The 24,275-nt window shown below is 38.3% G+C and carries 18 protein-coding genes and 6 pseudogenes; 9 read left to right on the forward strand and 15 right to left on the reverse strand.

From position 1 onward, the window contains the following. Positions 1–25 precede the first annotated feature (25 nt). On the reverse strand, positions 26–439 hold the full coding sequence (gene atpC, locus AAZO_RS09215; protein ID WP_013191044.1) for an ATP synthase F1 subunit epsilon: 414 nt from the start codon (positions 437–439) through the stop codon (positions 26–28). A gap of 35 nt (positions 440–474) precedes the next feature. Between atpC and AAZO_RS09220 the strand changes: the two genes are divergently transcribed. Then, positions 475–648 (forward strand): hypothetical protein, encoded by a 174-nt coding sequence (locus AAZO_RS09220; protein WP_187289633.1) that lies wholly within the window; start codon positions 475–477, stop codon positions 646–648. On the opposite strand, the gene atpD is transcribed toward AAZO_RS09220, so the two are convergent. From atpD to AAZO_RS26320, 3 genes and pseudogenes are all read right to left on the reverse strand, one after another. Next, the gene (gene atpD / locus AAZO_RS09225; RefSeq protein WP_013191045.1) at positions 645–2,093 is read right to left on the reverse strand and encodes a F0F1 ATP synthase subunit beta; all 1,449 of its coding nucleotides are present in this window, start codon (positions 2,091–2,093) and stop codon (positions 645–647) included. The two genes, AAZO_RS09220 and atpD, sit on opposite strands and share 4 nt — an antisense overlap. 254 nt (positions 2,094–2,347) lie before the next feature. Continuing rightward, a pseudogene (locus AAZO_RS43565) lies at positions 2,348–2,455 on the reverse strand (PEP-CTERM sorting domain-containing protein); the annotation flags it as partial. A 343-nt stretch (positions 2,456–2,798) separates the two neighbouring features. After that, the gene (locus AAZO_RS26320; RefSeq protein ID WP_013191047.1) at positions 2,799–3,119 is read right to left on the reverse strand and encodes a hypothetical protein; all 321 of its coding nucleotides are present in this window, start codon (positions 3,117–3,119) and stop codon (positions 2,799–2,801) included. 307 nt (positions 3,120–3,426) lie between these two features. Between AAZO_RS26320 and AAZO_RS37615 the strand changes: the two are divergent. Together AAZO_RS37615 and AAZO_RS09245 are read left to right on the forward strand one after the other, a co-directional pair. After that, positions 3,427–3,732 (forward strand): annotated as a pseudogene (locus tag AAZO_RS37615) (ISLre2-like element ISCst1 family transposase); the annotation flags it as partial. Positions 3,733–4,398: 666 nt separating this feature from the next. Beyond that, positions 4,399–5,174, forward strand: a pseudogene (locus tag AAZO_RS09245) (SirB1 family protein). Positions 5,175–5,224: 50 nt separating this feature from the next. Here the strand turns inward: AAZO_RS09245 and AAZO_RS09250 are convergent. Together AAZO_RS09250 and AAZO_RS09255 are read right to left on the reverse strand one after the other, a co-directional pair. Further along, positions 5,225–5,668: an SRPBCC family protein gene (locus tag AAZO_RS09250; RefSeq protein ID WP_013191050.1), complete on the reverse strand. Its 444-nt coding sequence runs from the start codon at positions 5,666–5,668 to the stop codon at positions 5,225–5,227. 176 nt (positions 5,669–5,844) lie between these two features. Then, on the reverse strand, positions 5,845–7,416 hold the full coding sequence (locus AAZO_RS09255) for a B12-binding domain-containing radical SAM protein (RefSeq protein WP_013191051.1): 1,572 nt from the start codon (positions 7,414–7,416) through the stop codon (positions 5,845–5,847). A 305-nt stretch (positions 7,417–7,721) separates the two neighbouring features. On the opposite strand from AAZO_RS09255, the gene AAZO_RS37620 reads away from it, so the two are divergent. Both AAZO_RS37620 and AAZO_RS09260 read left to right on the forward strand, forming a co-directional pair. Beyond that, positions 7,722–7,850 (forward strand): type II toxin-antitoxin system HigB family toxin, encoded by a 129-nt coding sequence (locus tag AAZO_RS37620; protein WP_228371687.1) that lies wholly within the window; start codon positions 7,722–7,724, stop codon positions 7,848–7,850. Positions 7,851–7,917: 67 nt separating this feature from the next. After that, the gene (locus tag AAZO_RS09260; RefSeq protein WP_013191052.1) at positions 7,918–8,160 is read left to right on the forward strand and encodes a hypothetical protein; all 243 of its coding nucleotides are present in this window, start codon (positions 7,918–7,920) and stop codon (positions 8,158–8,160) included. A 355-nt stretch (positions 8,161–8,515) separates the two neighbouring features. On the opposite strand, the gene AAZO_RS09265 is transcribed toward AAZO_RS09260, so the two are convergent. From AAZO_RS09265 to AAZO_RS29570, 4 genes and pseudogenes are all read right to left on the reverse strand, one after another. Continuing rightward, the gene (locus tag AAZO_RS09265) at positions 8,516–8,704 is read right to left on the reverse strand and encodes a hypothetical protein (RefSeq protein WP_013191053.1); all 189 of its coding nucleotides are present in this window, start codon (positions 8,702–8,704) and stop codon (positions 8,516–8,518) included. Positions 8,705–9,548: 844 nt separating this feature from the next. Beyond that, positions 9,549–12,515: a UPF0182 family protein gene (locus tag AAZO_RS09270; protein ID WP_013191054.1), complete on the reverse strand. Its 2,967-nt coding sequence runs from the start codon at positions 12,513–12,515 to the stop codon at positions 9,549–9,551. A 197-nt stretch (positions 12,516–12,712) separates the two neighbouring features. Then, on the reverse strand, positions 12,713–13,069 hold the full coding sequence (locus AAZO_RS09275; protein ID WP_041639782.1) for a CHAT domain-containing protein: 357 nt from the start codon (positions 13,067–13,069) through the stop codon (positions 12,713–12,715). 811 nt (positions 13,070–13,880) lie between these two features. Then, a pseudogene (locus tag AAZO_RS29570) lies at positions 13,881–15,126 on the reverse strand (IS701 family transposase); the annotation flags it as partial. A 346-nt stretch (positions 15,127–15,472) separates the two neighbouring features. Between AAZO_RS29570 and AAZO_RS09280 the strand changes: the two are divergent. Beyond that, positions 15,473–15,898: a cyclic nucleotide-binding domain-containing protein gene (locus AAZO_RS09280; protein WP_013191055.1), complete on the forward strand. Its 426-nt coding sequence runs from the start codon at positions 15,473–15,475 to the stop codon at positions 15,896–15,898. Between the two features lie 157 nt (positions 15,899–16,055). On the opposite strand, the gene AAZO_RS09285 is transcribed toward AAZO_RS09280, so the two are convergent. Beyond that, complete coding sequence (locus AAZO_RS09285; protein ID WP_013191057.1) at positions 16,056–17,453, reverse strand: cobyrinic acid a,c-diamide synthase CobB; 1,398 nt, start codon at positions 17,451–17,453, stop codon at positions 16,056–16,058. Between the two features lie 23 nt (positions 17,454–17,476). After that, positions 17,477–17,785 carry a DUF3067 family protein gene (locus AAZO_RS09290; protein ID WP_013191058.1) on the reverse strand — a complete coding sequence of 103 codons (309 nt, stop codon included), beginning with the start codon at positions 17,783–17,785 and terminating at the stop codon, positions 17,477–17,479. A 323-nt stretch (positions 17,786–18,108) separates the two neighbouring features. On the opposite strand from AAZO_RS09290, the gene petC reads away from it, so the two are divergent. Further along, positions 18,109–18,648: a cytochrome b6-f complex iron-sulfur subunit gene (gene petC, locus AAZO_RS09295; RefSeq protein WP_013191059.1), complete on the forward strand. Its 540-nt coding sequence runs from the start codon at positions 18,109–18,111 to the stop codon at positions 18,646–18,648. 29 nt (positions 18,649–18,677) lie between these two features. Here petC and AAZO_RS35180 read toward each other — a convergent pair whose 3' ends face one another. Beyond that, a complete protein-coding gene (locus AAZO_RS35180; protein ID WP_187289688.1) occupies positions 18,678–18,845 on the reverse strand; it encodes a hypothetical protein in 168 nt (55 codons plus the stop codon). Here AAZO_RS35180 and petA point away from each other — a divergent pair. Beyond that, positions 18,766–19,767 (forward strand): cytochrome f, encoded by a 1,002-nt coding sequence (gene petA / locus AAZO_RS09300; protein ID WP_013191060.1) that lies wholly within the window; start codon positions 18,766–18,768, stop codon positions 19,765–19,767. The genes AAZO_RS35180 and petA overlap by 80 nt on opposite strands. Positions 19,768–20,890: 1,123 nt before the next feature. On the opposite strand, the pseudogene AAZO_RS09305 reads toward petA, so the two are convergent. Further along, positions 20,891–22,144: pseudogene (locus tag AAZO_RS09305) on the reverse strand (IS4 family transposase). A 553-nt stretch (positions 22,145–22,697) separates the two neighbouring features. After that, positions 22,698–22,844 carry a transposase family protein gene (locus tag AAZO_RS29575; protein ID WP_266888880.1) on the reverse strand — a complete coding sequence of 49 codons (147 nt, stop codon included), beginning with the start codon at positions 22,842–22,844 and terminating at the stop codon, positions 22,698–22,700. A 249-nt stretch (positions 22,845–23,093) separates the two neighbouring features. Between AAZO_RS29575 and AAZO_RS09315 the strand changes: the two are divergent. Then, positions 23,094–24,168 (forward strand): annotated as a pseudogene (locus AAZO_RS09315) (ISKra4 family transposase). Positions 24,169–24,275 lie beyond the last annotated feature (107 nt).

Consider the following 24,275-nt stretch of genomic DNA (forward strand, 5'->3'; position numbering starts at 1 on the left):
AAATGATTAAATTACCAATACAGGTTTAAACCATACCACCAGCAGCTTGAAAACGGGCACGGGCGCGTTTAAAGGCTTGATTTGCTTGGATTTGAGCTTGTCTATCCCCTGCGGCAACTTGGTTCAACTTGGTTTGTGATTCGTTGTAAGCCTGACGGGCTTCTTCTAAATTAATAGCATCGCCATATTCAGCACCATTAACAAGAATGGTAACTTCATCTTCTTCAACTTCTGCAAAACCACCTAGAAGTGCGATCGCTTGCCAATTGGAATTTTTGGTAGCACGAACACGCATTACACCTGTATCTAAGGCAGATAACATTGGTGCGTGTCCAGTCAGGATACCCAACTGACCAGTTGTGCTGGGAAGAATTACTTCATCAGCTTGAGCATCCCACACAGTTTTATCTGGGGAAACTACACGAACGGTTAGTGTCATATTCTTAGTTTCTACTTATGATTGGTAATTGGTAATTGGCAGAAATTTCCTACCCATTACCCATTACCCATTACCCATTACCCATTACCCATTACCCATTACCCATTACCCATTACCCATTACCCATTACCCATTACCCATTACCCATTACCCATTACCCATTACCCATTACCCATTACCCCCATTACCCATTACCCATTACCTATTAACCTTTGAGCTTTTCAGCTTTTGCGATTGCTTCGTTAATATCGCCTACCAAGTAGAAAGCCTGCTCTGGTAAAGCATCCAACTCACCGGAGAGAATCTTCTGGAAACCTTTGATGGTGTCTTCCAACTTCACATACTTACCAGGAGAACCAGTAAATACTTCAGCTACGAAGAAAGGCTGAGACAAGAAACGCTCAACTTTCCGCGCCCGTGCTACAATCAGACGGTCTTCTTCAGACAATTCATCTAAACCCAGAATAGCGATGATGTCTTGTAGTTCTTTGTAACGTTGTAGAGTTGATTGTACACTGCGAGCAGTGTTGTAGTGTTCATCACCAACAATGTTTGGCTGTAGCATGGTGGAAGTAGAACCCAGAGGATCAACCGCTGGATAGATACCCTTAGCTGCCAAACCACGAGACAATACTGTTGTACCATCCAAGTGAGCAAAGGTAGTTGCAGGTGCGGGGTCAGTCAAGTCATCCGCAGGTACATATACAGCTTGAATAGAAGTAATAGAACCTTCGGTGGTAGAAGTAATCCGTTCTTGCAATGCACCAACGTCTGTACCCAGAGTAGGCTGATATCCTACCGCAGAAGGCATCCGTCCCAATAGTGCGGATACTTCAGAACCAGCTTGTACAAACCGGAAAATATTGTCAACAAACAGCAATACGTCTTGCTTGTTCACATCACGGAAATACTCAGCCATTGTCAAACCAGACAAACCAACCCGCATTCTAGCTCCGGGTGGTTCGTTCATTTGACCGTAAACTAGAGCAATCTTAGATTCATTGAGGTTGTCTTTGTTGATAACCCCAGATTCAATCATTTCATTGTAGAGGTCATTACCTTCACGAGTACGTTCACCCACACCTGCGAATACAGACACACCACCATGTTGGGTAGCAATGTTGTTGATCAATTCCATCATGATCACGGTTTTACCAACACCAGCACCCCCGAACAGACCAATTTTACCGCCGCGTCGGTAGGGAGTCAGCAAGTCAACAACTTTAATCCCAGTTTCAAACACAGAAGGTTTGGTTTCCAATTCTGTGAATTTAGGAGCATCACGGTGGATGGGTAGTCTGGCTTCAGCGTTTACAGGTCCTTGGTTATCTACAGGATTGCCCAAAACGTTGAAAATTCTACCCAGAGTAGCTTTACCTACGGGTACGGTGATGGGAGCGCCAGTATCAACGGCTTCCAAACCACGTACTAATCCGTCAGTGCTACTCATCGCCACGGCTCTAACTTGGTTGTCGCCTAGCAATTGCTGTACTTCAACGGTCAAGCTGATGTTTTGTCCAGCTTCGTTAGTGCCTGTGATGGTCAAAGCGTTGTAGATTTGGGGTAATTTACCGCCGGGGAACTTAACGTCTACAACTGGACCAATGATTTGGGTAATGTAACCTATGTTTGTTTTTTCTGCGGTGGTGACCATGCTGCGCCTAAATGATTGAAGCTATGTTTGAGAGTCGGTCGTCTAAGACCTGAGATCAAGTAATATCATCTTTTAGGTTAGCACTTAACGACCCCTCTCTTCGCCATAAATTCATTATTAAGACAGGTGTGTGGAATCAACTTTGCCGCTATGGTCTCCAAAGCAATGCCACAGACTTAAAAGCAAAACTACCATGTCAGTTAAGCCGTGACACAGTAGAAGTTAAGTTTAAGAGTAAATTTATTTATTGCTGGTTACGCTTTAACCGCAACTTTTTCTTGTTTGCGCTTGGGAAGAGAGGTAACACCAAAAGCACCTAAGCCGAAGATAACAATGAGAGAAGCAGGTTCGGGAACTGATTTGGTCAAGGTGACATCATCAATTAACAATCCAATATTATCTTCACCAACTCCCTCAAAAGCTAGTTTAGCACTTGTATCTGAAGCAACCGTGAAACTGTCGGTAAAAGTAGTAAAATCTTGGGTTGGTGGCAGTATGAAACTTTCGTTAAACAAGCTACCCAGAGATACCATCACCGAGTTATTTCCATTATTTCGTTGGTCTCCAGCTAGTTTAAATAAAAGATTCACTAAGTCACGTGCACCAAACACAAAGATGGATTTAGATGAGAGCTTACCAGCATTGGATGTTGAACCGTCTGGATCTAAGTATAGTCCATTACCAGGTAAGAAGTTGGAATATCCATTACCTATTATATCCACTGTCCCATCTATCTATGAAATCGAACTTAGTAAAGCTACCATAATTTAATACGCCAGAACCATTATTCTCGGTGTTAAAATTTTCCTCTAAAAGAGTAATCGTCGCAGCTTGAGCATTTACTGCTACACTCAGTGCTCTTACTTTTGCCCCTGCTGTAGCCATTGATAACTTTGTCAATAGATTTACTGTACTCATAGTATTTATTCCTGAAGAACGAGTTTTCTTCGGGAGCAAGGCGATTTTGTGAGGTGGGGCAAAAAGTGTGCCCTCACTAAACCCAAAACAGGCATCGATAAAAATCATTTACCGTACTACTAAAATATCCTATACAGCGAACTAAAGTGAAGTTACTTAAATAAATTTATCAGGTGAGAGAAGTTGAGACACACTGCTGTTGTGGTCAAAAAAAAGGTAGGATTTCCAAAGAAAAAACAGGGAATACCTACCATTAATTAATGACAAGAAATATATATTCAAGTCTTAATTTGACCAAATGTTTGAAAGATTTTCAAGAGCAAGTTACGAAAATTTTAGAAAAAAATAACATTCCCCAATGGAATGGACGAACTTTTAAGGCCCATGAAGAAAAGATTAGAGAAGGTGCATTAATATGGATGAATTTATTGCTTCAGCACTAGGAGAGCATTCTAAAACTCTGGTTAAACAAAGAAACTATCTTTTACATGCCTATGGGGAAGAACGTTTGAACTATGCTAAAGTTTCAGCCCGTAAATTACCTATTGGTAGTGGAGCTATGGGAAGTTTAATCCGCCAAGTTGTCAATTGAAGAATGAAAGGAAACAGTGAATTTTGGTTAAGAGAAAATGGGGAAATTATTTTACATCGGATAGCTGGAAGTTCGCATAATTCCTGTAATTCGATTTTTACCTCTTTTATCCATCTTCAACCTGTCTAATATTTTATACCTACAACTCCCATTTAACATAATTTTCTATGGTAATCAATACCTGCTTATTTGCTAACTGACCTAAGCAGCTTATTCCCACCAGCCACAAATTAATGAATGCAAGTCTTCTGAGGATATTTTGAGAAGATACTTTGTCTTGGAATTTTATTTTTTTGATGTGATTTATTTCACCTTAGTTCCAGAATAATATTTTAGCTATGTCTATGGTTGGCGTAGGTAAAGGTACACTTTTTGCCCCACCTCACAAAATCGCCTTGCTCCCTTTTCTTGTTGCCTTCAATGTCACTGATACTAATACGGTTTTTCAATACCTGTAAAGCGTTTTTCTGGGAACTTCACATAAAATTCAGTAAGATAAAAAACTATTAATTCGGGGGGGGGTAGGGTTAAAACACTTAAACTGTCAAGCTTTCAAACAAGTGAGTAGTAGATTCAATAAATAATGATATTTAAAGTTATGACGAAGCCGTAAAAATACGATTGTTTATACTATAGATGATCATAGATTTCTCTCTTTGCAAACCTGTTCCCTATTAAAGGGTCAAAGGTGAATTTCTGCTCTAAACTACCTCAATTACCTTAAAATGAGATTATGTCGCTTCATCCCTACTGCTTATGAATTTCTCGTCAGCACGTCGGTATTTTTACTAAGAGATTAAACAACGTGACGAGTCTATCAACTTGGACAAGGCAGCTTTATATATTGCACAGGAAGAATATCCCGACCTTGACCCAAAAGAATATTTAAATGCCCTTGATACAATGGCATTTAAGTTACAAGGACGTCTACCTTCCTAGCCCTATCTGCTGGGAATGATTCAAAGCATTAACCAGTACTTTTAGGAAGAGTTCGGTTGTAGTGGTAAGAACATATATTATTATGACCTACGTAACAGCTTTTTCAATGATGTAATTAAACGCAGAACTGGTATTCCCATTACCTTGGCACTAGTTTATATGGAAGTGGGAAGGCGGCTTGATTTTCCAATGCTGGGAATAGGAATGCCGGGATATTTCCTCATCCGTCCAAATATAGAGGATATAGGGATTTTTGTTGATGCCTTCAATGGTGGTAAAGTCATGTTTGCACAAGATTGCCAGGATAGGCTGTCACAAATTTATCAGCAATTGGTAAGTCTACACCACAATTTGTAGTAACAGTTAGTAAGCGGCAATTTTTGGCGCAGATATTGACGAATTTGAAGTATATTTACCTCAAACAGCAGGATTTAGAAAAGAGTCTGGGAACGGTAGAAAGGATTTTGCTGTTGTTTCCAGGGACAAGTTTGGAATTAAGAGATAGAGGTTTGCTATGTTTCCAACTTAGGATGTTTTCTCAAGCTATGGAAGATTTACAAACTTATCGAGTTAAAATACCAGATGCGGAAGATGCAGATGTGATTCGTCAATTATTGGAGAAACTAGGTTAATCTTATCCTGATACATATCTTATCAACTCTGCTATAACGTGCAGGATCTATTATTCAAAGCTTTCTGCTATTCGTTTGAGACGACGCAGTTGAGCTTGCATATCTGCTTTTGTCCAAGATGCACCAAACGTATTAAAACCCCAACTGACTACAGGGTTAGGAATTTGAAACTCAAAGCGGTTAAGGAGAAGTGTACCTTTTGGTAGTGGTTGACATTCCCAGCGATCACTTCCCTGAAAGAATCCCTTAAATGCCCATACTACCAAACCTGGTTGCCTTTCTATCACTACAGTGTTTAAAGTGGGTTTAATCACAGGAATTTGAATTATAAACCGACTGCGACTACCAATATTTGTACTCCACACTGTTCCCACAGGTTCGCAACGCAGAAGAGGATTAAGCCAACGATGCATTAGATTTAAATCCGTAAAACAGCTTTCTACTACCGTAGCAGCGGCAAGAATCCTTATTGATTGTTCTAGAACCTGGGACATTTTTTCGTGGTGATGTTATTGCTGAGTTTATTGTCAACTACTATAGCAATTCTAAATCATTCATGAACACAAAATTAGCCTAATATTCAGATACCCGGATTCTTAAAGAAGTCTGGTATCTTTTTTTATGGATTATAAAAGGCGCTACTTCAGAATATAATTTAACTGTAATTAACTCACGGTTTATAACTTAACGTTGCTGATTTTTTATCGAATTCTTGCTGCTGTAATAATGCTAATTCTGATTCTATTTCTACTTTTACCTCATGACGAAAACTGAAAAAATGTTCACCCACACCCAAGGCGATTAAATAGTCATATAATAAATTTGGTTTATGCCATGCCATAACTATTAATTGCCACCAAAAATGAAATCTTGTAGAACGCAATATTCCCTGTCTCCAACAAATAGCCCCTAAAAAGTCCCACTCTGCTTTTGTTAAGGTCCGTTGATATTTAGCCCGCCAACCCTCCATCATCATAAAATGACGAAAAGTACGTTTGAGGTAAGGTATGGGTTCATACAAATTCCAAAAAGTTTCGATAAACTCGTCAGCTATTTCTGTCATGGGACGAGTAGGAACAAAGTTAATTAAAGATTTTTGAGAACCTAGAAATTCACCTAACGCATCTATTAACCTTCCTTCTTTTTGCAGCCGATTCCACATGGCTGTATTTGGTAATGCTTGCAATAAATTAAGATGGGCTTGGGGAATATTAGTTTCTTCCACAAACTCTTGAATACGTTTACCTGCACCAGGTTTTTCATGATCGAATCCTAAGATAAAACCAGACATAATTTGTAGTCCGGCTTTGGTAATTTTGTGGCAGGACTCCACTAAAGACTTACGGGTATTTTGTTCTTTATTTGCTCCTACTAAACTTTCTACATCAGGAGTTTCAATACCCATGAATACCTGAACAAAACCAGCTTTTACCATTAATTCTAATAATTCATCATCTTCTGCTAAATTCAAAGAAGCCTCGGTGAGTAAAGCAAAAGGATAATTTCGTTTTTCCATCCAGGGAATTAGTTCCCTTAAAAAGATTTTAGCATTACGTTTATTGCCGATAAAGTTATCATCAACAATAAATACATAACGCCACCAACCCATCTGATATAATACTTCCAATTCTACTAAGATCTGTTCTGGTGTTTTCGTGCGGGGTTTGCGTCCAAAAAGGGTGATAATATCACAGAACTCACATTGAAATGGACAACCCCGTGAAAACTGTACGGTCATAGCTATGTAAGCATTTAGGTCTAATAAATCAAATCTAGGTAAGGGAGTTTGGGTAACATCTGGTTTTTCTGTAGCTCGGAAAATACCTTTTTCTTCTCCCTTTTCTAAAGCCTCTAAAAACATCGGGATGGTGATTTCTCCTTCATCTAAAATTAAATAATCTGCTCCTGCTTCTAAGACAAATTCTGGTACAGATGTAGCAAAAGGTCCACCGACTGCGACTTTTTTACCTAACCTTTTACCTTTTTGAATTAATTCACCAAAATCTTGTTTTTGGATAATCATTGCAGAGAGGATGACAATATTGCACCATTCCCAATCTGCATCTGTTTCTAGACGGACATTGCGATCGGACAATCTAATTTCCCAATCACTCGGTAACATCGCTGCTACTGTGATTAAACCTAGTGGGGGATTTGTCGCACGTAACCCAGCCAAAGCAAGGGTTTCCTGATAAGACCAGAAAGAATTAGGCATGATCGGCCAGAGTAGTAAAGCTCTCATTTAGCACATCCCCTCGATTTGCTTTCTTATCAAAACCCATTTAGTTTTGAACTATAAAAGCTGAGGAAGTTAGTTTTTATCCATCTGGAGGTACAGTTTTTTTAAGCTTCGTCATTAAGAAAATAAATTTCAGTATAAAAATTATCTGTGTCGAAATTATGAGACAAAAAAATTTGTAGTAAATTTACCTGAAAATAGATACAATATTTTTTGTTAGAATGCATTTTCTTAGAAAAAGAAGACTTAGGAAATTTTGGGAAAAGCATTCCCAATCAGAATCCGGGCTTTTACTCTGGTATTAGCCCATATCGGATTCTGAATTAGGAACTTTTAATGATGTTAGGAAAATTTTTCTATCAGCAGACTTAGTTGGTAACTTTACTGTTTTGAATATCAAAGGTAATCATTACCAACTTATAACCTATATAAATTAGGAGTTTTAACTATTATTTATACGCGCTGTACTCACTCAAGCTGAATATGATAAGGAGAAATGGAAAAATGACGAGTGGTTTAAAAACTCCTAGTAACTACTATATAAAGCTACTTACCACATTTACCCCACGTCCCATTACCAATGAACAAGAATTAATTGCTACCCAAAATAAAATTAATTCTATTTTGGATAAAGGAAATATTACACAAGATGATGTAGACTATCTCAAGGTTCTAGGTACTCATGTTTATGATTATGAACAGCAACATGAAAAAATGCCTACTCTAAAAGGTGTTGCACTGCTTTAACGGTTGCTAGAATAATCTAACCTAGAACCAAAGGATTTAGTTTCTATTTCAGAAAGTGAGTCAATAGTTTTAGATGTTATCAATGGTAAACGCCAATTAACAGAAAAGCACATTCAAGATCTGGCAGTGTTTTTTCAAATAGATCCTACTTATTTAGTTGAGTAATTTGCAGTATTCAACTAATAGACTTCTTGCAAAAGTCTAGAAAAGAGAAAAGCTACTTTGGCAAGAAGGCTACTAAATAGAAATTATGGATTTAGCTAAAAAGCTAATTTTTTATGACTTACGCAAAATGTGACTGAAAACCTTTTTATTCCGTAGAGGTAATTCATGAGTTACCTCTACTTTTATGATCTTATACGTAAGTCCTATTTCTTTGATTTGGTGCAAGTATATGGAAACCTATGGAAGTTCCTACAGCTACTTTTGTCAAATCTGTAAAGGTCCCACGAGTTGAGGGATCAATTACTCCCAAAACTAATGAACCGAAAACCAAAATTAAAACAACAAAAGCTAAAACTTGTTCTTTCTTAGAAAAGTTCATAAACCCTCCAAATATTTTATCAGACCTGAAACGAGAATAAGGAGGCAAGCAGACTTAACTGGACTTTAGAGTAAAAGAGAGTGATCGCTAGGGAGTGGAATTACAAAAGTAAAGGGATGCCTGTAAGAACAAGCACCCCAGTAGCGGAAGATGAAAGAAGCACTACCAACGTTTATCAACCGCTATAGATCTTTTTGCACAACTAAAGGAATTCCGTCAAGCAGCATACCAATGTTTATGTGGGGCTAAGGACGCAACATTTGAAATGACGGATGCAATATTGCTGACACGCAACGTCTACAGTCTGGGAGACTGATCACTGTATCCAGTATTCCATCGTAAGTGGTCAAGTACTTATAAGACAACAACTGATGTGCTTACATTCCAACCAATATTTGTGGGGATGAGTACCAGCATATTCAGGTAGGGGAAAAGCAAGAGTACACGGTGATAAATTTAAACTCAACTATCAATGAATGTCCAGCTTGCTATTGAATGATTGGGGAAGAGTGAAAGTGGCTTTACCAACGCCTAATCTTTGCTTACAACTTCCTTTTATCATAGGCGCTCACTCAAAATCTTAGCAGTCAAATTCAAAATCATACAATCATTGTTCTCAAATTACAATCAAAAGTAAAAGACTTAGAGTCAGAGAATCAACGGTTAAGAGATAAAAATAACCAGCTAAAGGGAGAAAAAGGTCACAGATTTAATCTATAATCAAGTTATGAAGTGCGTTAAAAGAGTGCTGACAATCACCATTAAAGGTTCAGAACGAGACAGTAAATAATGCGATTGCACTCTCAATCAAATCATTCCGCTGTTCACTCTAACTCGATGGTATTCATTCTTGTTCCACAGGACGAATAATTGTCGGTGCTTGTGTTACCTCTGGTTGAAAAATTCCTTGTAATGCTTGTTCTAAAGTTTTTGCCATGATAATGCGATTTTCATAAGCAACAACCACCCTAACCAAAGTTGGTAAACTATTCTGAGTTGCTTCTAAATAAATTGGCTCAACATATAACAAAGATTGTTCAATGGGAATAATCAAAAGATTACCTTGAATTGCTCTCGAACCTTGACGATTCCATAAAGAAATTTGTTGAGAAATTACTGGATCTTGGTTAATTCTCGCTTCTATTTGTTCTGTCCCATAAATCAACCGTTCTTTAGGAAAGTTATACAGCAGCAATTTACCGTAATTTTCTCCATCTGAACGCGCTGCTAACCAAGCAATTAAATTTGTTCGTTGTTTGGGTGTGTAGGGAAGCAGTAAAATAAATTCTTCAAAGGGAACGTTAGGAAGACTAGTAATTAAATAGTAAGGTTCAACCTGACGGGTTTGCGTTCCATATATTTCATTGGGAATTTGCCATTGATCTTCGCGGTTGTAAAATACTTGGGGGTTAGTGATATGATAAACCATTAACCGTTCAGATTGAATTTTAAAAAAGTCCACTGGATAGCGGATATGACTCTGGAGATTAACAGGCATATTTGCCAGCGGTTGGAACATTTGTGGGAATATTTTCGACCAGGCAATAATTAGAGGCTCTTTTGGTTCAGCAACGTAAAATCTGACTGTGCCGTTGTAAGCGTCAATTACGACCTTAACGGAGTTACGAATATAGTTGATGCCATCACCATTTTGGTCAGAGTAGGGATAGCGGTCACTTGTTGTATAAGCATCTATAATCCAGTAAAGATTATTCTTTGTTGCCGGGAATTGTTCATTTTTGTTGTCAGGATTGGCATCAGCAGCTACTAAGTAAGGCTCACTGTCAAATTTTAGAAAAGGTGCGAGCGCACGAACTCGTTGGTTAATATTTCGCCGGAATAATACTTTTGTCTCTGGTAGAAAATTCCGTGTAAATATCATTTGCCAGTCTTTCAAATATGTAGCAAATAGCCATCTTCGACCCAGAGAACCAATTCTAATTCCACCCACGCCATCATAACTGGTGTAAACATTATCTCTGCCACTGGCATAATCTAATTCTCTAACTTTCGTCCCAGTCATGACATAAGTATTGCTAATTTCTCCATAATAAATTCGCGGTTTACCAATAGGAATACTTTCACGAATAGCTTCACTAGAAGTAGTTAGCGCACTATCATTACCGCTAATGTCTTTAACAAAATATTCTGGTAAACCACCAGGAGCAACAGTATTCACAGGACTCATGGTAAAGCCATAACCGTGGGTGTAAACTAAATTGCGGTTTACCCATGTTTTAGCTTGCTGTGGAACAGAATTATAGTCTAATTCCCTGGCTGCAATTAGTACCTGACGTTTTTCGGTTGATGCGGTTGCTTCTTGGTTGGGTTCAATTTTTATTGTGTAACGATCAATATCAGCATCGGGAAATTGATAATAGGGACGAATTTGTTGTAATTGGCGGTTAGTTTTTAATAATGGTTCTTGATCCCAAAGACGAATATTACGAATTGTTAGATCATTGACTTTGAGATCAGCTTGGGTTAAGTTTCCCTGGGGATTAAAGGTTTGAGAATCAACTGCTTCTAAATCAAATGCTTGACGAGTAAAGTTAATAGTACGTTGGATGTAAGGCTTCTCTCGCTGCAATTCATTGGGTTGAACTATTAAAGATTGGACAACAGCAGGTACAAGAAAATCACCTGTAATTATTAAAATTATATAAATACATAAACTATAAATTGCCCAACGATGATGTTGCGATTTGGGTTTCCAGAAGAAAGTTTGCCATAATAAATAAAATGCGAGCACTACAGCTAAAACACATAACATAGTGTCAACTGGCAACTGGATCTTAGCATCGGTGTAACTAGCGCCAAAACTCACCCCACGGGGAGAATAAACCAGTTCATAACGACCTAACCAATAACTAAAGGCTACTACCAACATCAAACAGCTACCCAAACCGAATAAATGACATTGTTGTGGTAGAGAAAAACCAGGAAAAATGCCTTGACTTAGACTATCTCCTGATAAAAGATAGGTGAGACCAACGGACACAAAGCCATATAAACATAATCCAAGTAGCCAAAATGCCAAAAGTTCCCACAGAGGGAGTGAAAAAATATAAAAACCGATATCTTTGCCAAATAAAGGGTCGTTGGTATTGAAGGGAGTAGAGTGGAAATAAAGTAGTATTTTACACCAATGTTGAGATAGTATCCAGCCAAAACCAAGACTAAAAATAAGTGCGATCGCTCTCAGCAAAAAGTGAGAATATATTAAGAGTGCGATCGCCATTACTAAAGCCACACCAAAATACCAGTCCTGAAAAATAATTGTGTGTCCGAAATTCCAAAGAATCTCTGGTCTAAATAGAATTGTAAAAGGTGAAATAACCTGATTAACTTCTCTATTCCAGTAACTTAGAGCGACTTGTCCATAATGGGTTACCATCAACCCCACCAACAAACTCAAGCCTAACGTCAGTGGTAACAGCCAGCGCAATCTAATTTCTTTGTATCCAGTCTCAACATAAGGAGGTTTATAGACTGTGCCATACTGTGGACTGAGAAATTTTGTGAGTTGCTTACTCAGTCTTGTCTCCTCATTTCTGACCAACTCAGTTTTCAGAGACTGGGGATATTTCCAGCGTTGTGCTAAAGCCAGATTAAAAAACAGATAGGTAAAACTAACACTGACCACACCCACCCATAAAGCACCCTTAGTCACCAAGCGCAGCAGAAATGTTTGCAAATAGCCAACTTCCTGAAACCAAAAAATCTCTGCCCCTAGATGGGAAACTATATCCCAGAATAGCCACAGCCCCAACAAAGCGATAATAACTCTAAAGCACCATTTCCAAGACATTCATTTTTCTTAAATAAGAGGGAACAGTGATACAGCAGATTGCAGATCAATGAGGTACAGAATCTAAATTGAAACCTAGACAGCAAGAGAGTTTTACTCCTCACTCCTCACTCCTGACTCCTACTGTAACTGATAACTGATTGATAACTCATAACTGTTAATTCCAATTACCAATTACCGTAAAAGCAGACCAATAATCAATAATATGGATGGGATAACTCGATCTTACCTAAATTAGTCATTTCTTGATTTAGAGGAATGTTTTTTTCAGGGGAAAGGTATAGCAGATGGACAGCTATACCTTTCCCCTTTAGCATCGCTAACTGGGCTTGTTTAATAGAATGAGAGCGCAAATAAGTATTATTCAACTGATCGTAAAATTTTGTCATCAGCGCCAAAGAACCTTGATCACTCACATACCACAAACTACCCAAAACAGTTTTTACCCCTGCTTGCACAGCCAAACCCGAAAATACTAATTCTGCCTCATCACTACCCACAGCAGTTTTAAAGGCACTCAAAACCAACATTTCTACTTTAGGTTCTTCACTCAATCCTAATTCCTGAGATGAAGACGGAGCCGCTTTTCTATTTTCTAATACTAAGGTTAATTTTTGGGGTTTAAATAGCTTTTATCCAGTATATTTAGGTTCTATTTGCAAGCTATTTGCACCAACAGAATCCACTTTTCGATCCTTATCTGTTCCAGGAATTTGACTTAAGTAATTAGCAGGAATTTCTCATACTGTAGAAGTTTCATGATTGATAGATTCTTGGTTAAGAATAATACCAGACTCATTGAAAGCATTTGACTTTAAAGAATGATTTGGGGTAACTTGATGTTCATAGATAATTTTGCTATGTACATGATTATGATTTTCTAAGGGACAATAAGTGCCTAGGCAGTAGCTAATAATACCCTTAAGGCAAGATACTCTTAATCAAGAAATATCTAGTGGGAATATCAATCTTCTAGTTTGAAACTACCCAGAAAGTTTATCCTGCCAAGATTTAATAATTATTGATACATGACAGTGATAGGATAGTTAGCATACACTATTTGAAGTATTTTTTGATATACTATAAAAGTATATTTACTTATGAGCCAGCCGACAAACTTACTCATTAATAGAGGAATTCAGACCCAAATGTAGACTTTTTTAGGCAAATATGAAAGTACTTATAAAGTAAGTATTAAGTAGGCTGTATTACAGCTATGTAAAGATTTGAGGATTTGAGAGAGTGAGGATTAGCCGTAACGCACCGAGAAATAAACAACCTATTCCAAATTTGAGAAATCCGGTTTACAGTGTATTCATTTTGAATTTAGAATTTGCGTTGGTACTAACGGGACATAAACAAAAATCAACGCCAAATGTAGCCCAAACTGTCTCGATAAGAAGGAAACACGTCCAGATTCCAGTTGAACCAATCAATAAATAGAAAAGATATGGCTGTTCTCAACCCTTCTAAAGCTGCAGTAAAAGTATTCAAAGGTTTCTTAGCCCACCTTGGTCTTAATCCTCCAGTCCACTGATGGCAAAGAATAAAAGTGTAGGCACAGCAAACCAAAATAAAATGGCGCAGTCAACTGCTATTATCTCCAACTTGATATTCGTTGAGTCCTAACCATCCCTTGGCTTCCCTGTAAACAACTTCTACCCAATTTCTTTGAGAATATGTATCAACTATCCGTTGGGGTGTGACAATTGATGAAGAAATATTGGTAATAAAGTAGCCAATATCAGTGGCTTGAGAGAAAGTAGAACCGTTGATGACTATAGCAATATTGCCATTTCCAGTTAAGGCTGATATTTCTACTTCTTTAGTTACTACCCATAATGTTTTGGGTTTATCTAACTCCAGTTGAATTTCTGTAAAAGCCTCTTGGGGTAAACTTTGTGCTAGTTCATCTAACCTAATTATTTGTGGACTATCCTCTTGGTCACTGGCAAGGACTTTGGGATTTTTAGCTAGTCCTCCTCAATACTTTCAATGCCGATTTTCTATCTTAAATAAGAAAGATATATTGTGTCCATATCCAGGATCTATAATTACTATTCCTGGTTGATAACCACGGCTTAAGGTCAGATGTATTAATTTAATTCCTAACTCAGGTTTCTTCTTTCTTCTCAAATAGAGGGTCTTGTTTCCCTTTGGGTAAAGAATCACCGTGGTGATCTAACTCTATATCTAATGGTAAGCTTTTACTGCCATCATATAGATGTGTTGTTACTACTACTATCCCATTATCCCTTTTCCCAATTTCTCCAATATATATATTTTCTTCCTACTCCATCCCTAAAATTCCCGCTTTTTCTATGGACGGAATCATCAATTATTAAGCTAAATCCTCTGGTGATTCTCCTCTGACTACACTTTTTCATAATCTCTAACCGACGGTCATTGACTTGGGAACTGGACCAAGGTGCTGCAGTTAAAACGTGGTGTTATCGGTGGTAGTTCACCCCTAGGGCATTCTGTGCCATCTTAAATAGGTTTTTTCTCTCACTTTCACCCAATAATCCCCCTAAATAATGTCTAAACTCCTTTTTTGCGCCTTATGAGTAAGTACATCATCAAACCTTTAACACCATCTTTCAAACCATGGTGCCCATTACTGGGGCAAACGTGAAAGCTACACCAAAACCGCACTATACTCCTTTTTACTCTTAACTTTTATTTAAGTCCCGCTAATCATTCGTAGCGGATTAAACAGCAAACGCTTTATTATCAAGTAAGGAATCTAGGACTTCTGTGTAGACTGTAGACCCCTAAGAGGGGAGGGATGGGGTACCCAATTCTGATAAATAAACCTCAGAGAGTCACAAAGCCTGGGGTATTATTAGCATCTAGGGTGGGATAATGTCGTTCTTTTATAACCAACTCAATCAGTCCAATTGCCTGATTGAGTTGGTTATATACTAGTAGCAATCTTTTATATATAATTAGTAATTATGCTGACTAGCGTTGATCGTTTGTTATTTGTCCGACGTGTTCCTATTTTTAATGAATTGCGAGATGATTTTGTAGTCCGACTAGCTTCAGTGATGAATGAGTTATCATATCCTACAAATCACAGTATCTTTAAACAAGGAGAAGAGGGGCGCTCGCTCTATATTATTGTATCCGGTCGAGTGGAAGTCCATATTGGGGATACCAAATTAGCAGAAGTAGATCCAGGAAAATACTTTGGTGAAATGGCTGTATTTGATACTCAGCCTCGTTCGGCTTCTGTCACTACTTTAGAACCTTGTGATTGTTTGGAACTCACTCAAGAGCAACTTTATGATGCGATTGAAGAAACTCCAGAAATTGCTGTAAATATTATTCGTGAACTATCTCGGATCATTCGCAGACTGAATGAAAATATTAGTCATTAGTCACTTAGTCATTCAATTTTGGATTTTGGATTTTGGATTGATTACACGCATAAATCTAGGGTTTGTTACTATTAAGGAATTAAAGGAATTCTAGGTTATATTCAGATGAGGCTAATTACTTATAATTAACTTTTTCCTGTTATCTCGACTCTATTCCCTATTCCCTCCTATATTTGAGACATTGTTGCAGAAAATTTTGGGGAATTTCTAAACTTTTTCCCCAGTGTTGATGGATGTATGAAGCATTAACATTAGGTAAATTCCAACCTTCAAATCCTGTATTTTCATCACAGTCAAAGCGATAGGTATCAAATAATGGTCGTTGAGGATCAGTAATTACATGGGAACGATGAAATTCATGTCCATAAACATTTGTTCCAACATCAAATAAGAAACTATCTTCTAAAGCTACTGCACGACGATATCCTAAAGTTAACTTTTTATCCATTTGTGCAGATGTGGGTAATATTCCTACCATTGACCAAGATTTATCTTCAAAATCAATAATTTCCTCACATAAATACATTAAACCACCACATTCAGCAATTGTCGGTATTCCTGCACAAATAGCTGTTTTAACTGATTTTAAAATTTCCGTGTTTGCAGCTAATTCTGATGCAAATACTTCAGGAAATCCACCACCGAAATAAATTCCTTGAATATCTCTTGGCAATTCTGTATCTTTTAAAGGACTCCAAAATATTAATTCTGCACCTAATTTTTCTAATATATCTAAGTTATCTTGATAGTAGAAATTAAAGGCTTTATCTCTTGCAACGGCAATCTTAACACAAGATGGGTAAATAGGGAGATAGGAAGGTGAGAAGGTGGGGAAATAGGGAGACTTGAGGAGGGGTAATAGTTGTTCCCAATCAAAGCAAGTATCACCTAAATCTGCAAGACGATTAATAATACTATCTAATTCTGGTAATTCTGCGGTGGGGATTAATCCCAGATGACGATCAGGAATAGTAATACTATCTTGTCTTCTGAGTACACCCAGGATGGGGATTTGTAGAGGTGCTAGGGAATTTTTCAATAATGATAAATGCCGATCACTTCCCACACGATTCAATACTAGTCCGGCGATTTTAATTCTACTATCTAATGAACAATAACCATGTGCGAGCGCAGCGACTGAACTAGACAACCGACTACAATCAATTACCAATACCACTGGTATATCTAATAATTTAGCTATATGTGCTGTACTGGCAAATGTCATGTCGTCGCCTTTATTTGAAGATTGACGACTGATGACTGACGATTGACCAACACCATCAAATAAACCCATAACTCCCTCAACTAATGCATATTCACATTTTAGGGAATGATAGTGAAAACATTCCTGTACATAACTTTCTGAAGTCAATACAGTATCTAGGTTTCGACAAGGACGACCTGTAACATATTGATGGAACATCGGATCAATATAATCTGGTCCGACTTTAAAAGATTGTATTGTGACTCCACGATGGCATAATGAGGCTAAAAGTGTGAGCGTTACAGTTGTTTTACCAACACCGCTACGTTCTCCAGCAATAATTATTGACATAAATAGTACCAATTTTAAATTGTTCATAATATCCATTCGGAAGAGCGATCGCCCAAATCTAGAGGTATACTAACAGCCTTACCCAGTCGGGGACGCTCTTTTGTTTGAGTAATAAAAGTTTGTACTTGTATTGTTCCTCCCAAAGCATTGAGATAATTAGTAATGCTATCAAGATGCTCTTGGTATTGAGATTCGCTTAAAGGGAATGAAGCTTGTTCAAGATATTTCCACATCACTTGCAGAAATATTTTCCCCTGAGTCCTGCGTAATTGGACATCATAAGAGTATCCCCACTTATCAATTAACAGTTGACGAAATTCCTGTCCTATCATATAAATTTTGGATTTTGGATTTGAGATTAGCAATCATATGCTGAGACGGTTTTTTCGCTGTGAAACATTACAGCCCATATCCTTCTGGGATCATGGCTGTTCTCAATTAGATTTTACATTTAGTTATGATGTTAAGTTCCGTAACTCCAGTATGATAAGCATATAAAGAAATGTAATGCTAACAGAAAAGATGCTAAAGATATCTTGGAACAAAGAATTGTGGCATCGCTGATGGCCTTAGTATTTCGATTCAGACAAGGGTAGCTAAAGTGCTGGTACTCTTGTCAAGGTGCTTAACAAATTACACAAAGAGCGCGTAGATTATGGCTCAACTTTCCGAATCAATGGACGTGCCTGATATGGGTCGTCGTCAGTTCATGAACCTGCTCACTTTTGGTACTGTCACTGGAGTGGCGCTAGGTGCATTGTACCCTGTAATTAAGTACTTTATCCCTCCAGCCAGCGGTGGTGCTGGTGGTGGTGTGACAGCAAAAGATGAACTGGGTAAAGATGTTAGTGTTAGTCAATTCTTAGAAAGCCATAATGTAGGCGATCGCACCTTGGTACAAGGACTAAAGGGAGATCCTACATATATTGTGGTAGAGAGTAAAGAAGCGATCACAGACTATGGCATTAATGCTATCTGCACCCACTTAGGTTGTGTAGTGCCTTGGAACGTAGCAGAGAACAAGTTTAAATGTCCTTGTCACGGTTCCCAGTACGATGCTACTGGTAAAGTTGTCCGCGGACCTGCACCCAAGTCCTTAGCTTTGGCTCATGCCAAAACACACAGCGACAAAATCGTTTTAACCCCTTGGACAGAAACAGACTTCCGCACCGGTGAAGAACCTTGGTGGAGTTAATCGAGGGCTGAGTGTAGAGTCGTGAGTTATTAGTCTTGAGTCAACTCTTGACAACTGACCAATAACAACTGACCAATTATAACTGACAACTGACCACTGACTAATGACTTTATAGAGATGAGAAACGCCTGTACACCAGCGAGGTTAACTCGCACTGCTAAAGTGATCTTAAACACATTAGTTATAGCTATCGCCACCGTGACCTTTTTCTTCACCAGCGATCTAGCCCTACCCCAAACTGCTTCTGCTTATCCCTTCTGGGCGCAGGCAACCTATCCTGAAACCCCCCGTGAACCCACAGGAAGGATTGTTTGTGCTAACTGTCACTTAGCACCAAAAGACACACAACTAGAAGTACCTCAATCAGTATTACCTGACACTGTATTTAAAGCCGTTGTCAAAATCCCCTACGATACCAACGTACAGCAAGTAGGTGCTGATGGTTCCAAAGTCAGCTTAAACGTCGGTGCTGTACTGATGTTACCCGACGGCTTCAAGATTGCACCAGAAGACCGGATTCCTGAAGAAATGAAGGACGAACTAGGTGATATTTACTTCCAACCCTACAGTGAAGACAAAGAAAATATCGTCATTGTTGGCCCCTTACCAGGCAAAGAATATCAGGAAATCGTCTTCCCTGTTCTTTCACCCAACCCTGCTACCGACAGCAATATCCACTTTGGCAAATATTCTGTTCATGTAGGTGGTAACAGAGGACGTGGACAAGTTTACCCCACAGGTGAAAAGAGCAACAACAACATTTACAACGCTTCTGCTGCTGGCACAATTAGCAAGATTGCTAAAACAGAAGATGAAGACGGTAACGTTAAATATGTTGTTAGCATCAAAACCGAAGCTGGTGAAGTTGTTGACGATACCGTTCCCGCAGGTCCAGATTTAATAGTCTCTGAAGGAGAAACAGTTGCATCTGGTGATGCTTTAACCAACAACCCCAACGTCGGTGGTTTTGGTCAACAAGATGCAGAGATTGTCTTACAAAACCCCACCAGAGTTGCAGGTATGATTGCCTTTATCTGTTTAGTAATGTTGGCACAAGTGATGCTAGTGCTGAAGAAGAAACAGGTGGAAAAAGTCCAAGCTGCTGAAATGAATTTCTAAATTCTCTGCTAAATAATTTATTTTAGGACAGGCTATCAGCCTGTCTTTTTTTATCGGTATCAAGATCTTTCCTCAACTGGGTTGATCAGATTCAAACGGATTCCACAATCTCAGTTGAGTTATGCAACGAAAATCATTTACATTTCTTGTTATTAAAATCAGCCCATAGACTGAAGCAGTGCGCAGTACTGGCAATAATGGCATCACCTAAACTCATTTTTTCTGTTGTCGCAAAATGACCGCCTGGTTTAAGACATCTTTAGAGATTGGGAGAACTTGAGCAATCTAAATCAACAATGCGATGCCTGCGGCGAGCGTAGCTATCGCTCTCATTCTACATCAATAGAGAGGAAAATTTAGAAAGGAGTCTGTTTCTGGCTTTCCATAGTGTTAAGATGAGGAAAGAGCCAAGATAAGAATCAGGGTTGGGAATAGTTACGGATAGGGACTATCCATGAAGATGTTGATGAAAAATTCGTAACTGACCTCATATCCATAACATTTATGAAATGGACAAAACTAATGCAATGGGCAAAACTAATGAACCAATTCCTAATATAACTAAACCACCAATAGTTAGTAAGAATTACTTGTGAGTAAATTGGGGAATTCAGGGGAAATCTTTGTTGAGGTACCCGGAATATTTTTACAAGTCTAATGACCTGTTCAACAAAAATACCCTTGGTAGAAAACTCTTTACTTCCTACCTTTTGTTCTGAGTTTCCATCGCATAATCCCTATCATGTTTTTCTACCTGTTCAAGGAGACTAGCCAATACTGCTCGGTTAAGGAAGAAGAGGAGGTAAGATCAGGAGAAAAGAGTTCGCGTTTGAGTTACGAGAATTAAGAGCCCCGTTAAAACAGAAAAGCCACACTATGAACAAAGAAGAGTGTCCCCATCAATAAATAATATTTAATTGCTCAAATATAAAGGTAGATATAAAGGTAGAAACGCGAAAATATGATAAGGCTAAATAGCAGTTGTTAAAAACATAAAAGAAGGTTGATTGACAGTGGTACTACCACGATAAAATCATTTTTTACTCAGGAACTTGGAGCGCGTCTTTTTCAGAATCCTAGGATTACTTCTAAATTTAGGAGGTGGTATTTCTAAATATGAAATTTATGGAACTAACCAACTATAAAATAGATGTAAATCTTCAGTAGCAGCTTGTGGAAATTGAGGAACAGCACGTCGAATTAATCGTAAACTACCAGTAAAACTCAAACCTAATGGCGAGATTCCTGCTTCGGAAGCACTTTGGAACATCAAACAACGAATACAAAAATGTCCTAACAACCAACCATAAATTTCTTGGACTACTTCACGAGGACTCTTAGAACGAATCAGAGTTTTACGCCCCAATAGATGCACCTTTAATTCATCCAAAGTATTCTCAGCTTCCCATCTAGTATGATATTCTTGAGCTAAAATCAGTGCTGGGAAAGTCGAAATATCCATCAAATCAGTAGTCAAACGGTATACTTTATCAGAACCATTATCTTCAATCACATATTCAATTACACAAATAGGAATTCTCTTTGCACCTTTCTTTTTAGATTTACCATCAGGTGCAACCCAAGACAAATAAGAACCATTACCCAAAGTTTTGACGAGCTCAAATTTCACATTCGCTGGCACACGACCAAGGATATGACACTTTTGTTTGATTGCGGCATGAACCATTTTAAAAGAATGCAATCCCCTGTCCCACATTAACAACATTCCTTCCCCAACACTGGGAAGGATTTGAATTGCTCTTTTTCTTTCACCAATTCCATAGGGACTTAATAGAGAGAGCATCAACAATTACATGAGTTCCTGCTTCTACTAAAAAAACCAATCTGGCCTTTGGAAAAGCTGGATATGTACCCGGTGGTAAACCAGGATAACCAAATACTTTACCATTGGCTGGAGTATCAGGGATATCAAAAACTGTTCCGTCTACAGCCATCAATCTTAATCCTCCCAAAAAAGTACCTGGTGTTTGTATTGTGGCCAGGGGTTTTACTACCATTTCAAACAAACGAGTCATCACACCAGGACCAATTCTTTAGGACCAATTCCTTGACGTGCTTCACTGATTGATGAAGAAGTTGGTGCAATAAAACGTAGACGATGGGGTATTTGTAAACCACTCAAACCTTGAATCAGATTTTTGAAGACATCAACTATAGAGTCAGTTGAGGAAAAACTCATGGCAATGACTCAAGCTACAACTACGTGAGTGGGTAGTATTCCTTCTCTTCGTTCTTGAGAAGAAGTATTGATAATTGCTCTGTGTATAGTTTGAGCGGGAATGACTTGTTCTAACGCCACAAGCAATTGCGCTTTGGCCACTGATGCTGCAATGACTTCAAAGTTGATTAGTGACATTTGCACCTCTGTTCAGTTTCATTATAGTTTTAAAAAACTATAAAATGAATGGGTATTTGTTCTCGTAAATATTCCGTGAACAAGTTAATTTTTCTCATTCCCCCCGTAAGTCAATGCCTGCAAAAGACTCGGATATTATTTCTAGAGCCGAATTAATACAACAAGCTATTGCGACTTTACAACTATCTATTCAACAAATTCAGGCTTCTAGGTAGCACCTCCTGGATGTTGCGTTTTCTGTTACTAAGCATCGGGTCAGCAGGGTACTTACTGCTATTACAAGTTGTAGGCTAACAAGCCTATTTTCCCTACTCAATCACCTGATAAACTCAGCGAATATAAGCATTTAGGCAAGGCTGGAAGCCCAAATCATATTCATGCTGTCCTCTCGGTTGCCAGACGAACCCAAATTTACCACTTGCAGTCGTGTATTAATTATCTTAGGCAAAATTGGGTAGAATTATACGATAGTCTCAAAGAGAAAAAGTCAATCTGTTAGTTCTCGTAAACAAAACGCGAATACATTTCTCTTGATCTTACCCCCTCTTTTTCCTTACCCGAGCAGTATTGGGAGACTAGCAGGGAAAACATTTCGTAATATCTTTAGCCAGTAATGAAATGTGTCCTTTGCTTCCATTTTAGATATACCGAAATGCAAACCTAAAACCTCAAATGTTGGTATTTTCCTCCAATAGAACAAGCATAGACATCCCTGTTGTTTTATCTCTAGTTTCGGTTTTCCACCTCCTCCTTTCTGATGTATACGTGTCTTTTACTTCCTATATCAGCTTGAAGTTTTTCATCCTGCATTTCAGCTTGGGCTAACAAGTCTTGAAACTGATGGTTAGTTATTCCTAGTAAGTAGTTATTCTTAGTAGGGAGGATCCACTATTGGAAGATACACAAGTGATAGGAGAATATAAGGATAAACAAGTGTGGATTAGCAACCATGAACCAGGATAAACAAGAACGGCTCAAAGCCTGCTTAGAAGAATAGGCAACATTGTTGAAGAAGCAGACAAAAGTCAGATAATAGACTTGGAAGGCATAGAAAAAACAGTAAGGAGTCAAATATTAGAAGTGGTAAGTCCAGAAATAGCCCTTTTTTTATCGAAGAAACAAGCGGAAGGAAAGTAGGTAAAACCAGGAAAGTCAAAACCTGGGTAGGAGAACTAATACTAAGGGCTAAACAGTTGCAGAGACTGGGTTTAAAGCCAAGAAGTCGATTAAGTCTATTACTTCAAAAGTGCTGCTTAAGGCTATAAGCTAAGGAAGGAATCATATCAAAAGGCAGAAGTTGAAATTGAGGCATTAACAGGAGTAAAAGTTGGCCATAGGAGGCAACAAAAACTAGTTGTGGAACAAGATTGGGAGCTACCACAAGGAAAACAAGCTGTCTGTGAAGTGAGGGTGGATGGTGGAAAAGTACGACTAGGGAGCAAACCACAACCAGGCTGCTACTGGCGAGACTATCAATAAAACCCTTCGTCTACAAGGAATTCATTATGGCGCATTTTTTGATAACAACTAATCAATCATAAGTTGATTATGTTAATAGCCAGTCTTTGGTTAACCCCCTTGTGTGTTTGGGGGATGGTCATGATGGAGTTTGGAATTTAGTTAAAGAGTTTGGAACTGAAAAATCCAAACCTTTGGAAATTTTGGATTGGTATCACCTCAAAGAGAATCTTTATCAAATTGGTGGTTATTTAAAGCATCTCCAAGCTGTTGAGAGTTTATTGTGGCAAGGTCAGATAGAGCCGATTCAACCTTTATTTAATAATTGTCGAGGTAAACAAGTTAAAAAGTTTTTCCCTTATCTCGAAAAACATCCCACTGGGATTATTAACTACACCTACTACCGAGCTAAACAACTGTGTTCTATTGGTTCTGGATCTGTCGAATCTGCTATTCAACAGATTGGAGCAAGGATTAAAATTTCTGGACCACAGTGGAATGTTGAAAGTGTCTACCAAATCCTTTCCCTTCCTTGTGCTTATATCAATGGTTTGCTTCCTATTTGAGTCTTTCTGCCAAAACTCGATCCTCCCAATTGATTTTAGATGAATATATTGATCGCAGGTTAGCTAAAAAATTTATAGGTTATGAAATCATAACTCTTCCTCAGATG

The organism is 'Nostoc azollae' 0708, assembly GCF_000196515.1.
In the GTDB taxonomy this organism is placed as follows: domain Bacteria; phylum Cyanobacteriota; class Cyanobacteriia; order Cyanobacteriales; family Nostocaceae; genus Trichormus_B; species Trichormus_B azollae.

Excerpts from the sequence above, each read along its gene's own strand:
- atpC (WP_013191044.1), bottom strand. The coding sequence starts at position 439 with ATGACACTAACCGTTCGTGTAGTTTCCCCAGATAAAACTGTGTGGGAT.
- atpD (WP_013191045.1), bottom strand. The coding sequence starts at position 2,093 with ATGGTCACCACCGCAGAAAAAACAAACATAGGTTACATTACCCAAATC.
- AAZO_RS26320 (WP_013191047.1), bottom strand. The coding sequence starts at position 3,119 with ATGATTTTTATCGATGCCTGTTTTGGGTTTAGTGAGGGCACACTTTTT.
- AAZO_RS09250 (WP_013191050.1), bottom strand. The coding sequence starts at position 5,668 with ATGTCCCAGGTTCTAGAACAATCAATAAGGATTCTTGCCGCTGCTACG.
- AAZO_RS09255 (WP_013191051.1), bottom strand. The coding sequence starts at position 7,416 with ATGAGAGCTTTACTACTCTGGCCGATCATGCCTAATTCTTTCTGGTCT.
- AAZO_RS09260 (WP_013191052.1), top strand. The coding sequence starts at position 7,918 with ATGACGAGTGGTTTAAAAACTCCTAGTAACTACTATATAAAGCTACTT.
- AAZO_RS09265 (WP_013191053.1), bottom strand. The coding sequence starts at position 8,704 with ATGAACTTTTCTAAGAAAGAACAAGTTTTAGCTTTTGTTGTTTTAATT.
- AAZO_RS09270 (WP_013191054.1), bottom strand. The coding sequence starts at position 12,515 with ATGTCTTGGAAATGGTGCTTTAGAGTTATTATCGCTTTGTTGGGGCTG.
- AAZO_RS09280 (WP_013191055.1), top strand. The coding sequence starts at position 15,473 with ATGCTGACTAGCGTTGATCGTTTGTTATTTGTCCGACGTGTTCCTATT.
- AAZO_RS09285 (WP_013191057.1), bottom strand. The coding sequence starts at position 17,453 with ATGTCAATAATTATTGCTGGAGAACGTAGCGGTGTTGGTAAAACAACT.
- AAZO_RS09290 (WP_013191058.1), bottom strand. The coding sequence starts at position 17,785 with ATGATAGGACAGGAATTTCGTCAACTGTTAATTGATAAGTGGGGATAC.
- petC (WP_013191059.1), top strand. The coding sequence starts at position 18,109 with ATGGCTCAACTTTCCGAATCAATGGACGTGCCTGATATGGGTCGTCGT.
- petA (WP_013191060.1), top strand. The coding sequence starts at position 18,766 with ATGAGAAACGCCTGTACACCAGCGAGGTTAACTCGCACTGCTAAAGTG.